Below are 13599 nucleotides of genomic sequence, written 5' to 3'. Positions count from 1 at the left end.
TCTAATGCGAAACTTTGTGACCTATTTTTACCGTATCGCTTACTGCTAGGCCGCTGTATTTAAGAAAATTCCGTTGTATTTTGTCAATTTCAGGGCGGTGAGCTTGGGTTTTTGTTTAAAATATCTGCTTTCCGAACAAGTTGGCATGCTGGACTTGGAAGGCATCATCTAGCAAAGAAAAATGCGCTATTTTACCCACTTCAATGCTACCAAGTTCATTGTCCATATTTAAATAAGTTGCGGGTACTAAACTTGCCATATTGATGGCTTCTAGAAGCGGAATATTGGCCAATTCTGCTAAATTCTTCACTGCTTTTTCAAGTGTTAGTGTACTGCCGGCCAAACTGCCGCTGTGAGTTTTCGCCACGCCATCCTTGACCACAACTGGCATTTCACCCAATTGATATTCACCATCTTTAAGGCCACCAGCATTAATACAATCACTGATCAAGGCCACCTTATGCTGACCTTTTAGGCGGTAGATCAACTGTAAAATCGCAGGGTGCAAATGAATACCGTCGGCAATCACTTCCACCAAGGCTTGGCTATCAAGTAACAACGCACCAGCACAGCCCGGTTCACGGTGATGAATGCCGCGCATGCCGTTAAACACGTGGACCCCGCCGCAGGCACCATGTGCCAAAGCGACATTGGTTTGCGCAAAATCCGCATCACAATGACCTAACATCACCCGCACCCCATGTTTACTTAGGTACTGTGTCATCTTTACGCCATTAGCCTTTTCTGGCGCAAGCGCCACTGCTTTAAGCGCACCATCAGCCGCGCTAATCATTTCATCAATTAAGGCTTCATCTAGCGGCTTAAAGAAAGCTTCGTTATGGGCACCTTTGTGTTTCTCGCTAAAAAACAAGCCCTCACTATACCCGCCTAGCACCTGAGCACCCGGCATCTTTTGCTTATAGGCAGCTCCAATAACCTTCATCGCTGCAATAGTTTGTGGCCACGTAGTCGTCACCGTGGTAGCCAAAAAGCCAGTGACGCCATGTTTGAGCAACGACGTGCTAATAGTTTCTATACTGGAGAGTTTGCCATCAATAACATCACAGCCCTCGCGGCCATGAATATGCAAATCAATTAACCCAGGCCACATATCTAAATTAGAATAACATTCGGTATTATCAGGCGCTTCCGCCGCTGGAATAATCGCGTGAAAACGCTCACCTTTTATTACCACAACGTGCGCTTCAAAGACGCTGGTAGGGGTATAGATACGACGGGGCCGAATATAACGAAGCTGTTCAAGCATGCACTTTGCTCCCTAATAGGGCCGCGCCCAATGCACCACTTGCATCACCATGCTTGGCTCTAACAATATCTGGTACTGACACCGCTGAAAATACATGAGGTTCGATGGCTTTTGGGAGCGCCTCTACAAGTTCATCGATAAGCGACATGCCACCGCCAAGCACGATAACTTCAGGGTCATATGCTTTGATTAAATTTGCAAACGCCGAGCCCAACAGATCCATATAGCAATTAAACGCATGGATTGCTTCACTTTCTCCAGCCCGCATCGCTGTGATAACTTGTTCTGAGGAACGCTTCCGCGTAGTGAAATGTTGATACAAACCGGCAAGCCCTGGACCTGCGACATAGCGCTCTAAACACCCTTGCANCACCCCACAGCCACACGCTAAAATAGGCAGGTGATATTTTTGCTGTAACACCGCAGAAAGCGGATGGTGGCCATATTCACCGGCGATCCCTTGGGCACTTTTATACAACGCACCATCAATGCAAAACCCGCCTCCAGCACCGGTGCCTATTATTGCCCCAAAGACCTTTTGATATTGCTTACCGGCTCCAAGACTGGCCTCTGATAACGCAAAGCAACGGCAGTCATTTTCAACCGCGATGGGCCGTTCCAGTTTTGCAACGAGATCAGCCTTAACTTCTTTACCATTGGCGCAAGGGACATTTGCTGATAGCACGCGCTGCTGCGCATTTACTATCCCCGGCATACCAATACCAACCTGTCCTTTACAACCATATTTGTCATCGGCTTGCTGCACCAAAGTGACGATTTGCGCCAAAAACGCCTCATAACTGTGCTTTGGTGTCGCCACACGCCAAGACTCTAAGCGTTGTAGCTTTTCATCAAACACCGCAATTTCAATTTTGCTCCCGCCAACATCCACTCCATAAATCATACTTCACTCCCAAATGGATGAATGACTACGCCCTGCACGACTCTATTCACTTCCCCCGACGGGCAAGGATTGTCCGGTGAAATACCGAGATTCAGCGCTTTATAGAAACTTAACTGCTGTGCAAACAACATATACAGTAATCCTTGCCACACGTCTTCTAGTGGTGGCACTTTAGGGCAAAGTGAATGTACCGTCATGGCTGCTCCATCACGCTGCAGCTCAGCAACTAAGTCCTGATCGTATAAATTGGTATAACCATCGCTTGAGATAAAACATACCACGGCAGTTTTGCTATTGATAAGTGATTTTGGACCATGACGAAACCCAAGCGGTGACTCGCTCACGCTCATTACTTGGCCTGCCGATAACTCAAGCATTTTTAGCGCAGCTTCCTTTGCAAATCCCAACAAACAGCCAGAGCCTAGATACACCAAACGCTCAAATGGTTGTTGTGCAAATGCACGAATATTTTGCTGCTCTACGGCAGCTAACATGCTTTGCGCTGCATTGATCAACTTATCCACGGAGCCGTCATCCGCAGCGAAAAGTTGTAGCGCTGCAACCATCATTGACGAATAGCTACTCGTCATTGCAAAACTTTGGTCAAGCGTAGGTTCCGGTAGCAATATACTTGTTGCATTGCTTGCCTGCTGCGCTGCTTGATGCAACTTTCCATCACGGTTGCAGGTGATAAAAAGGTGCTGGCTGTTACTAACCAGCTGTGTTACCAGCTCTACGGCCGCAACACTTTCTGGACTATTACCAGAGCGAGCAAAGGATACTAATAAACAAGGTTTATTAGTCGCTAGGTATTGCCTTGGTGCGGCAACTAAATCAGTTGTGCTCACTGCCCGCACACTTTGGCGCATGTGTGCATTAAGATGAGTGGCGATGGCGTCACCGATATAAGCGGATGTACCCGCTCCTGTCAAAATAACCTGAGTATCAGGGTCATCTAGAAAAGGAGCTAACTCCACCAAAAGCCTAGGCTTTATGCTCGCGACTAATTGGGCGGTCTCTTGCCACATCTGTGGCTGCTGGGTGATCTCTTTTGCTGTCCAATAGGCATTTCGTGTTTTTAATTGCGCAATTTCGTGTCCTAGCAAAGTGTTCATGACGCTTTCTCCATGGCAAAACACGCATTTGAATAGCGAGCCACAACACGTTGAATTTTGGCAATAACTAACGCTTTGGCGTCCCTTTCTATTTCACCACGGCGTACTTGTTGATATAGCTCCGGAAAATATTGGCTGATAAGCGGCAATGATAAAGTCTGCTGCGCTAGGTTTTCGAGCATAGTTGCTAACGCCTTTTGCACCGCGTCTTGATGCCAGTAATAGCGAATACGGTCGCTAAAGCTAAATTGACGCAAGAAACGGAGTTGCTGTGATTCGCCGTGATAAAAACGCTGCCAACTCGTAGGCTCTGCCAGCATGACCTCGTCCACCACCTCAACAAACTGACTATGAACATAGGGTAGTAATTGCTTTTCAATATGGTGAAGCGCGAATAATCCCTCGCGCAGCGCAAAGGTCAATTCAGGCCCGACTTTCAAAATGGCAAAGTGATCAGCAACCAACGACCGATAAGCGCCTGCAGTTTGATAATCTGTTGAATGCGCTTCGAAAGCAATACGGTCAACGGTACGAATAAAATCTTTTAGTGCGCTTGCTTCATTCGGTTTGTAGTCAAAAACTTGGGTGTTATCAAACTCAACACCCGGCTGCACCACCATTGCAACCACGCGTTGCCAAGCATCCACTAACCCTTTATTTGCAAAGAGTTCACGATGGCAAGCTAGGGTTTCTTGCGCAGCAACTTGGCTGGTCGGTTGTAGACTGTCAATCTGCTCATCAGCGCCTCCTGGAGGAGGAACTTCAGTACCAATCACATAAACAATATCACTACGACCAAACGTCGCAATCGCGGCTGCTTCCGCTGTTTGACATAATAAAGCAGCGCGATTAGCTACAATATCATCGCTTAACACGTCAGGGTCGTCAGCACAGGGCATGCTGGCATCTAAGTGAATTTTCTTAAAACCGGCCTTCACGTATTCAGCGACTAAGTCGCACGCTTTGGCCATTGCGGCTTGGCTATTTTCACTCGTCCAACAGACTGGTCCCAAATGATCACCGCCAAAAATCAGTAACTGCTTATCAAAACCGAGCTCGTCGGCCATCTCTTCGACTTTGGCAATAAAATCCGCGGGACGCATCCCGGTGTAACCGCCAAATTGGTTAACCTGATTGGCCGTAGCCTCAATTAATAGCAGCGTATTTTCCTGCTTGGCATATCTTATCGACGCTTCTAGCACCCAAGGGTGAGCTGAGCAAATGGCATAAATGCCTGAGTTTTTCCCTGATTTATTGGCTTCGATTAGGGCTTGAAAACGCCGCATATGATCACCTCTTAAGACGTTATTAAATGTACCTCAATTCCGGCGGCAACCAATTGCTGATGAACATCAGCTGGAATACCACTGTCCGTTACCAAAACGTCAATTTCTTCGCAGGCGATAATACGGTGTACACCTTTACGATCGAATTTACTGGAGTCCGTCACCACTATGACTTGCTTTGCAACCTTACACATCTCGCGGTTAAGCGCAGCTTCCGGTTCAAAGTGTGTTGTTACACCAACATCAACAGAGAACCCATCAACACCGAGCACCAGACGGTCAAAGTGATATTGCTTTAGCTGATCTTCTGCATGGCTGCCATAAAACGACAGTGACTTTTTACGCAGTGAACCACCGGTCATCAACACTTCAACGTCATCAGCTGCAACGAGCGCTTGCGCCACGTTAAGCCCATTGGTCATTACCACTAACTGTTGATGCTCGGTAAGTTGCTTCGCGACCTCTTCAGTGGTGGTACCTGAATCCAGAATAATAGACTCATCATTGCCTATAAGACCCGCCACTAACTTTGCAAGCTCGACTTTCACTTGGTGATGATGATCATGCTTTTCCGTTATGGTGAGCTCTTTGGTTAACCTAGAACTCGCAACGGCACCGCCATGAGAGCGAACCAACAATCCTTTATCATGTAAGGCATTGAGATCATTTCTGATCGTCACGGTTGATACACCAAATTGTTCTGCCAGCTCAGATACTTCTACTCGTTCCGTTTGACCAACGAGTTGAACGATTTCGTGGCGTCTTTCGATGGTGTTCAGCATGACACCTCCTTTCGTTTTGGTTAAATTTAGTCTACACAGCTTTCACTTGCTTTCAATTTATTTTTTTAACTTTAAACAAAAACAAATGCAAACATCTGTTTTATAATGATTTAAAGTTAACTTAGAAATAAACCGAAACACAAACGAAAGAATATGAAAGATATTTTTCTTGCATTCAAAATAAAACTGCCGTAATAATAACCAAAAAATAACATTTCGTTTTTAACAACAAGAGTGAACAACTAAGAGGTTATTNAACCCGCCGGCGATTTCTTCAATCAATGGCTGCTATCGCAGCAACAAGCGCAGTGGTTGGCTGCGCGAGTAACAATAATAAGACGCCGCTTACACCAAAGCCACAAGGAAATTCAGTTCAAGGTCTAGTCGTACCGAAACTGGATGTCGTGCGAGTGGGCTTTATTGGTGTAGGTCAACGTGGTGTTGGCGCGGTAAAGCACTTTTGCCATCTTGACGGTGTCGAGATCAAGGCCATCTGCGATACGCACCAAGCAGTCGTCGATAGAGCCGTTAAAATTGTTGTCGACAAGGGTTTACCAAAACCTGCGACTTACGGCAAGAGTGATATGGACTATCGCCGCATGTTGGCGCGCGATGACATTGATATTGTGATCATCTCTACGCCTTGGAAATGGCANCTATGGCGGTAGACACAATGGAAAGTGGCAAACACGCTTTGGTCGAAGTGCCAGCAGCAGTAACCATAGAAGAAGCGTGGCAATTGGTAAATACCGCAGAGCGCACGCAAAAGAACTGCATGATGCTGGAAAACGTTTGCTATGGTCGCGACGAGCTGATGGTATTAAACATGGTTCGCCAAGGGCTATTCGGTGAGTTACTGCACGGTGAAGCAGCTTATATCCATGAACTTCGTTGGCAAATGAAAGAAATTGAGCATAAAACAGGCTCATGGCGCACACATTGGCATGCCAAACGTAACGGTAACCTCTACCCAACCCATGGTCTAGGCCCGGTTTCTCAATATATGAATATCAACCGTGGTGATCGCTTCGACTATATCTCCTCCATGAGTTCACCAGCACTTGGTCGTGCAGCCTATGCCAAACGAGAGTTCCCAGCAAATCATGAGCGTAACCAACTGAACTATATTGCTGGAGATATGAACACTAGCATCATTAAAACCATCAAAGGCCGTTCGATTATGGTACAGCACGATACCACTACCCCACGCCCTTACTCCCGCCATAATTTAATTCAAGGTACTAACGGCGTATTTGCAGGATTCCCCAACCGCATCGCGCTTGAAAACGGCGGGAGTAAGAGCTTTCACGAGTGGGATTACGACATGAATGATTGGTACGGTAAATACGACCATCCACTTTGGCAAAAAATGGGGGCTGAAGCAGAGCGCAACGGCGGCCATGGTGGCATGGATTTCTTAATGTTCTGGCGCATTATTTACTGCCTTCGTAATGGCGAGCCGCTAGATCAGGATGTTTACGACGCAGCTGCTTGGTCAGCGGTCTTCCCTCTTTCAATGGACTCAGTTGCAGACAGAAGTAATAGCAAGGACTTCCCGGATTTCACCAGGGGCACATGGCGCACTGCAGCACCACTAGGCATTGTCACATAACTAACCAGAGGTTAAATACGCTATCTATAGCAAGTACTAACAATGCCTGAATAAGCGCCTGTAAAGCGGGCGCAATAATAACAACACTCAACAGGACAACAAGATGAAACACACTCTAAAACTGTGTGCTGTGGGATTGGCCGTGAGCTGTGCCCTGTCCCAATACGCGCACGCACAGGAAACAGAACAAAACAGCGGATCCGACAAGCAAGATAAAGCCAAGCAACAAGTCGAGAAAATTGAAGTACGTGGCGTACGTTCGAGTATCAAAGAGTCACTCTTTCTCAAGAAAAACGCCGTCGGCGTAATGGATGCTATCGTTGCCGAAGACATTGGTAAGTTCCCAGATCAAAACCTTGCTGAAGCGCTACAACGAATGACGGGTATCGCCATTACCCGTAACGCAGGTGAAGGACAAAACGTCACGGTGCGGGGTCTTGGCGGGGACTTTAACGTTACCACCATCAATGGTCGTAGAATGGCGTCTGAACACACTAGCCGTGACTTTAACTTCGATTTAATTGCGCCTGAGATGGTTCAAGCATTAGAAGTGTATAAGTCACCGCAAGCACAAACGCAAGAGGGGGGGATTGGTTCCGTCATCAATATAAAAACCCGCCGACCGTTAGATATGGATGGCTTTACTCTCGCCGGAAGTGCCAAAGCCATTTACGAAGAACGTACCGGCGATACCAACCCTCAAGCCTCCTTCCTCATTAGTGATACCTTTTTTGACAATACCTTTGGCGCCCTATTTACCGCCGTTTATTCCGAGCGGACACAACGCGAAGACTCCTATGAGGGACAAGGGTTTTACGATCCAGAAGAAAATACTGACGTGCGAGTCCCAGTTGACAGTAACCGAAATGGCGAGCTAGATGAGGGCGAGAAAGTACACCCCTCAATGATCCCAGGATATGTACGCTACTCGAACTGGCAAGATAAACGTGAGCGCATTGGTGCAAGCCTCGCCTTACAATGGCGTCCAACGAATGATATTGATGTCACCTTTGATAGCTTATACTCAAGCTACAAAACCGACGGTGAAAAATATCAAATCTCTTTCGTCACCTATGATGAGCCTTGGACGCCGGGGATCCCAGCAGTAGGTGAGTTAAAATTCAATGAAGATGGCAACGTCAACTACATTGAGTTAGTTGACGGCGCGATGGCTGAGCTACTAAATGTCTCTGAGCCTCGCAATACCGACACTTGGCAGGCCGGTCTTAACTTCAAGTGGTATGCTACCAGCGATCTAACGCTTGAATTTGACGTGTCTAAGTCCCGTGCCGAGCGGATCAATGATGGCGACAACCGCTACATCGTGGCACGTGGCTTCGTTGATACTATCACTATAGATCAAACAGGCGACAATCTCCTGCCAGATGTGACCATGTCACCAGCACTTAATGCCGATCAACCCTTTGGAGCTCACTACAGCTACAACTATGGCACGGAAGTGATAAGCGATGTTGAAGAGTTAAGGCTTGAAGGGACATTTATTCCTGAATGGGAATTTGTCAAAGACATCAAGTTTGGTTTTCATTACGGAAAGCAAACTAAAGGCAGAGACGTAAGTAAATCAGATGATCCGTCAATGTTTAGTAATGGTGGGGCTTATTTTAAAAACTCAGATTACGACAGCTTTGATAACTCAAGCGTAGAAAAGCTCGGTGGTCTTAACTTATTTAGGTTACCCGCAGATGTACTTGTACCCGCCAACTTTGATAACTTCCTAGATGGTGAGCCGGGCATGCACCCTGCACCGTGGGCCAGCTTCGACTACGACAAACTCTATGCTTTTTATCAATCCATTAATGCCCAAGCCGCAGATGAAAAAATTAGAGCTTCCAAGAGCCCTAAAGATTCATACGAGCTTTCTGAGTCAACGTTTGCACTTTATTTAGAGACCAATCTAGTCGGCGAGCTGTCGGAAATGCCTTACAACTTAAACCTAGGCGTAAGAGCAATCAAAACCGAGATCACCTCTGATGGCTACATTTTTGATTACCCAAGTCTGGTATATAACGTAGAAGAAGACGAAGATGGCGACATTATCTATCGTATAGAAGGGGATATTGCCGATTATTACTCCGATTCTTACGTAGAAGATGACTACACTGATGTACTGCCTAGCATGAACTTTAAGTTAGAAATAACAGACTCACTGTTATTTAGAACCAGCGCGGCTAAAGTTATCACCAGACCTAGCATCGATTTTCTAACCCCATATAGCTCAATTAATTTCAGTAAGTTTGAGCTTAATCTTGCCAACCCTGGGATCAAACCACTTAGAGCAGACCAACTTGATTTGGGACTAGAGTGGTACTTCTCTGATTATGGTGCGCTCACCTTTGCAACCTATTACAAAGACATTAAATCGGTTATCGCTCAAGGACGTATCGGTACGATAAAAGTGGGTAAATTCATAAAAGATGGCGTTGAAGTTGACGGTCCGGAATTTACCCAAGTATCTCCACGTTCAGAAGCCGGAGCAGAGATCAAAGGTTTCGAAATTGCTTATCAACAGTCGTTTGAGGAATTACTACCAGCACCATTTGACGGCCTAGGTATGCAAATCAACTACACATTTACGGATAGTAAATACGACGACCCCGAAAAAGACGAGCTACCGTTCGCTGGTATGTCTGAGCATTCTTACAATGCGGTTATCTATTATGAGAAGGATGACTACCAAGCGCGTATCGCTTACAACTGGCGAGATGATTACCTGAAGTATCCAGATGCGTGGGGCGGCCCAGAATGGGCAGCGGATTACGGTCAATTTGATTTCAGTGCCAGCTATAATCTTACGGCAAAGACACGAATTGACCTAAACGTGACCAACCTCACCAATGAGCGTCAATGGTCATACATTAAAACCCAAGAGCAAGTGAGCCACTTGAGCCGTTACGGCCGCAGTATCAGTTTAGGCATTAACACTTCTTTCTAATCAACATGGGGCAACGCGCCCCATTCAAGGAACTTAAGATGAAGAATACAATAATGACACCGATACTGCTGTGCGCCTCGCTATTTGTCTCAGCACAAGAGGCTTATATCAGCAGTTACGGCAACGCTTGGGTCAACAACGATATTGACGCCAGCAGGCAATATATAACTCAAGCCGGAATTGCCCCATGGCAAGATAAGCAGCTTAGGTTTAATCACTATTTTTATGCCAATAACGTTGGCACCTATACCCTCTATTTACACCTTGAGAAACCAAGTGCACCAAGCACATTACTGGTAACACATAACAACAAACAAGTGACGCTTAACCTCGATAGACAAAGCCCGACTAAGATTAAAGTCGGTGACTTTATCGTGACGCAAGTTGGCTATCAAGCCGTCCAAATAGCCGGTGACACATTAGCCAAAGGGCGAAACAGTACCTTCCCCGCCATTACCGGATTTAGTCTCGATGGCGAGGCCATGACCCCCGCACCTAACTATGTCAAAGAAGACTTTTACTGGGGTCGTCGCGGCCCTTCGGTACACCTTTCCTATACCGTACCTGACAAAAAGGACTATAACTGGTTTTACAACGAAGTGACGGTGCCATCTGGCTATGATCCACAAGGTTCGTATTTTATGGCGAATGGTTTTGGCGAAGGGTACTTTGGTATTCAGGTAAACTCACCCAGCGAGCGCCGCGTGCTGTTTTCGGTTTGGAGCCCATATCAAACGGATGATCCGAGCACGATTCCTGACAATCTTAAAATCAAATTACTCGCTAAAGGCGACGGCGTTTACGTCGGTGAATTTGGCAATGAAGGTTCTGGAGGACAAAGCTATTTACGTTATAACTGGCAGCCAGATACGACATATCGCTTTTTAGTCAATATCGAGCCCAGTACAACTTATGAAGGCCATACTGAATATCGCGGCTATTTTTATGCGCCGGAAACCGGCCAATGGAAGCTGATCGCAGCCTTTAGCCGCCCTGAAACCAATACCTATGTTGCAAGACCGCATAGCTTTTTGGAAAACTTTTTACCCGAAGCTGGACAGTTTGAGCGTAAGGCATTTTATAATCGCCAGTTTTTGCGTGACACCCAAGGTAACTGGGTTGAGTTAAATCAAGCTAAATTCACTTATGACGCCACCGCCAGAAAAGGGTCGCGTTTGGATTATCAAGGTGGTGAAGAGCAAAACCGTTTTTACTTACGTAACACCGGTTTCTTCACGGGACCCACACCTTATCTCAGCGAATTCACTCGCCCTAGCAGCAATGATGCGCCGGTGATCCCATGGCAGTCACTACAGGCACACCCTTAATTTAAATGATAGCTTCTCTCTGGTCGGCCAATGCTACCGTAGCTTTGGTCGGCTTTTACTTCTTCTATACTAACCAAAAACTCTAAATAGCGCCGAGCGGTTGAGCGGCTCACCCCCACCAATTCTCCCATTTGAGTTGCTGTAAACACCTGCTTGGGTTGACTTTGAAATGCCGTACGAATTTTTTCCAAAGTAAGTGGGTCAACGCCTTTAGGTAGTCTAGCTGTACTTTGTACGCTCGCCTGTTCACTACCAAATAAGGTGTCGACCATAGATTGCGTCACTTCATTGGCACCATCCAAACACTGCTGACGCGCCTCAAAGCGAGCGAGTGCGAGGTCGAGCCGTTCCAAGATCAGCGGTTTGACTAAAAAATCGCAGACTCCCAGACGGATCGCTTTTTCTAGCGTCGCCACTTCTTTAGCTGCGGTGATCAGCATCACTTCGCTTTTACAGCCTTGCTCGCGTAGCATCTTTAAAAACTCAAGACCGTTACCATCGGGTAGATAAATATCCAATAAAATTAAGTCGGCTTGTATCGCACTCAACAGTACCGTCGCGGTAGAAACATTGTCGCTACTGGCCACTACCCGGTATTGCCCTTGCCTTGCGCTACTTGGTGTTGCCGGTGTCACAAGGTATTGCGCTAATAATTGTGCCACAGCTACTTCATCTTCGATAATCACCACAGAATAAGTCATTGTTATTGCTCTTTTACTTGCTTGGGAATAAAGACCGTGATCCTTGCACCAAGTAATTCAGACTCCCCAACCTCTAAGGTTCCGTGGCAGGAATCAAGATTTGTTTTTACGAGATATAAGCCAACACCATGTTGGTCGCCGGACTTAGTACTAAACTGCGGCGTAAACGCCTCTTCGACGTTACCAATCAGTCCAGTGCCGCTATCTTCAACATCAAAGATAATATCCTGAACCGTTTCATCCACTGTTACGACCACTTTGGCAGGCCGCAACTGTGCCGTCGTTCTTGCCGCTTCGATGGCATTATCGATGAGATTACCCAATATTGAAACTATTCGTTCCAACATCTCTTTTTGATGGATAGCGCACAGCGCACTGTCGGAACTCACCTCGAGTGCCACATTGTGCTCTCGCGCTTTATGGTATTTACCGAGTAATAGGCCCGCGATCACAGGCTCTTGTATATAGGTGAGGAGGTTTTCAATTTGCGCTTGTGAGCCTTGGCTTTCTTGACCTATCAGCTCAATCGCTTTGTCATATTGCGCCATTTGGATAAGCGTACCAATGGTATTTAACTTGTTTGAATAGTCATGCGTTTGCACTCTCAATAGCTCTGCAAAAGCCTGTACTTTAGTGAGCTGCTTTGACACATACTCTAGTTCATCGGAGGGTCGCATACTCAGTAAAATACCTTCGTGTTGACCTTGCACTTGCAGCGCAAACCGCGATAACACCAAACGCTTGTCAGCAACAAATAGCTCGAAACCAACCAAAGGGCGATTGGGATTATGCAACAAGAAGTCGCTATGCTCTGGCAACAGATCGCTCAGGTGCAAACCTTGCTTACTCAAGCCGCGAGGCTTTTCGAGAATTTCGCACGCACGTTGATTCAAACGACGCACGCTGCCATCAGGGTCAAGCGCAATAATCCCCGTCCGTACGGTATTCAGTATGGCCTCTTGCTCTGCAAATAAGCGCCCGATTTCATCTGGTTGCAGGCCAAAAATGGCTTGGCGGACACGTCGACCAATCCAAATTGCGGCAATGACACTGAGCAGTAACACCGCTGCAGCTCCAACAAAAACGGCAATGCTGCGCTGCAACACCAACGACTCGACGGATTGCACTAAAAAGCCTACCGAGACTAAACCAATCACCTCACCAGCGGGAGAATACACAGGCACTTTTCCCCGAATAGACTCACCTAAACTGCCCTGTGCCGTCGAGATATAACTCTCTCCTGACAGTGCGGCTTGACTATCCCTTCCGACCATAGTGCGACCAATTTTTTGCTCATCTGGGTGGGCGATACGTCGCGTTTCGGTGTCACCAATGACGATAAAATCTGCGCCAGTTGCCTGGCGCAGCAGCTCAACATTAGTATTGAGGCGTTGGCTCTGTGAGCTATCCCTATCTGCTATGAGTGCCGTCATAACATCTTCACGAACCGCCACCGCCTTAGCCAAAGCTAAGGCTTTTTCTCCCACTTCCTGGTGTAAGCTTTGCGTAATAACCTGATACACCAGCGCGGTAAATAAGCATGCTTGGATCACACACAAGCCCACAACCCAAGTGATCAGTCGCGTTTCTAAGCGTTTTGGTCTGCGTGCTAATTTTTGTGATTGCGACACACGTATTTCCTCACTGCTGG

The 13599-nt window shown here is 46.7% G+C and carries 9 protein-coding genes and 1 pseudogene; 3 read left to right on the top strand and 7 right to left on the bottom strand.

Features of this window, described 5'->3' with window-relative positions; translation table 11 throughout:
- Nucleotides 1-115: 115 nt before the first annotated feature.
- The 5 genes from nagA to agaR all read right to left on the bottom strand — a co-directional run bounded on the left by nagA (nucleotide 116) and on the right by agaR (nucleotide 5354).
- Entirely contained in the window at nucleotides 116-1267 is a 1152-nt protein-coding gene (nagA, locus tag CKO50_RS14955) for an N-acetylglucosamine-6-phosphate deacetylase (RefSeq protein WP_095728809.1), read from the bottom strand.
- On the bottom strand, nucleotides 1260-2171 hold the full coding sequence (locus CKO50_RS14950) for an ROK family protein (RefSeq protein WP_095728808.1): 912 nt from the start codon (nucleotides 2169-2171) through the stop codon (nucleotides 1260-1262). Before CKO50_RS14950 ends, nagA begins: the two co-directional genes overlap by 8 nt.
- A complete protein-coding gene (locus CKO50_RS14945) occupies nucleotides 2168-3286 on the bottom strand; it encodes an SIS domain-containing protein (RefSeq protein WP_095728807.1) in 1119 nt (372 codons plus the stop codon). The genes CKO50_RS14950 and CKO50_RS14945 overlap by 4 nt, the downstream gene beginning before the upstream one ends.
- Nucleotides 3283-4572: a D-tagatose-bisphosphate aldolase, class II, non-catalytic subunit gene (locus CKO50_RS14940; protein ID WP_095728806.1), complete on the bottom strand. Its 1290-nt coding sequence runs from the start codon at nucleotides 4570-4572 to the stop codon at nucleotides 3283-3285. The genes CKO50_RS14945 and CKO50_RS14940 overlap by 4 nt, the downstream gene beginning before the upstream one ends.
- A gap of 11 nt (nucleotides 4573-4583) precedes the next feature.
- On the bottom strand, nucleotides 4584-5354 hold the full coding sequence (gene agaR / locus CKO50_RS14935; protein ID WP_095728805.1) for a transcriptional repressor AgaR: 771 nt from the start codon (nucleotides 5352-5354) through the stop codon (nucleotides 4584-4586).
- A gap of 281 nt (nucleotides 5355-5635) precedes the next feature.
- On the opposite strand from agaR, the pseudogene CKO50_RS14930 reads away from it, so the two are divergent.
- The 3 genes and pseudogenes from CKO50_RS14930 to CKO50_RS14920 all read left to right on the top strand — a co-directional run bounded on the left by CKO50_RS14930 (nucleotide 5636) and on the right by CKO50_RS14920 (nucleotide 11247).
- A pseudogene (locus CKO50_RS14930) lies at nucleotides 5636-6966 on the top strand (Gfo/Idh/MocA family protein).
- 103 nt (nucleotides 6967-7069) lie between these two features.
- On the top strand, nucleotides 7070-9919 hold the full coding sequence (locus CKO50_RS14925) for a TonB-dependent receptor (protein WP_095728804.1): 2850 nt from the start codon (nucleotides 7070-7072) through the stop codon (nucleotides 9917-9919).
- 38 nt (nucleotides 9920-9957) lie between these two features.
- Entirely contained in the window at nucleotides 9958-11247 is a 1290-nt protein-coding gene (locus tag CKO50_RS14920; protein ID WP_095728803.1) for a DUF3472 domain-containing protein, read from the top strand.
- On the opposite strand, the gene CKO50_RS14915 is transcribed toward CKO50_RS14920, so the two are convergent.
- Both CKO50_RS14915 and CKO50_RS14910 read right to left on the bottom strand, forming a co-directional pair.
- Nucleotides 11244-11948 (bottom strand): response regulator, encoded by a 705-nt coding sequence (locus tag CKO50_RS14915; protein WP_069021687.1) that lies wholly within the window; start codon nucleotides 11946-11948, stop codon nucleotides 11244-11246. The two genes, CKO50_RS14920 and CKO50_RS14915, sit on opposite strands and share 4 nt — an antisense overlap.
- A 2-nt stretch (nucleotides 11949-11950) precedes the next feature.
- On the bottom strand, nucleotides 11951-13579 hold the full coding sequence (locus tag CKO50_RS14910; protein WP_095728802.1) for a sensor histidine kinase: 1629 nt from the start codon (nucleotides 13577-13579) through the stop codon (nucleotides 11951-11953).
- Between the last annotated feature and the right edge of the window lie 20 nt (nucleotides 13580-13599).

This window comes from Pseudoalteromonas sp. HM-SA03 (assembly GCF_002289345.1).
In the GTDB taxonomy this organism is placed as follows: domain Bacteria; phylum Pseudomonadota; class Gammaproteobacteria; order Enterobacterales; family Alteromonadaceae; genus Pseudoalteromonas.
This window is presented reverse-complemented; position numbering and strand designations above follow the sequence as displayed.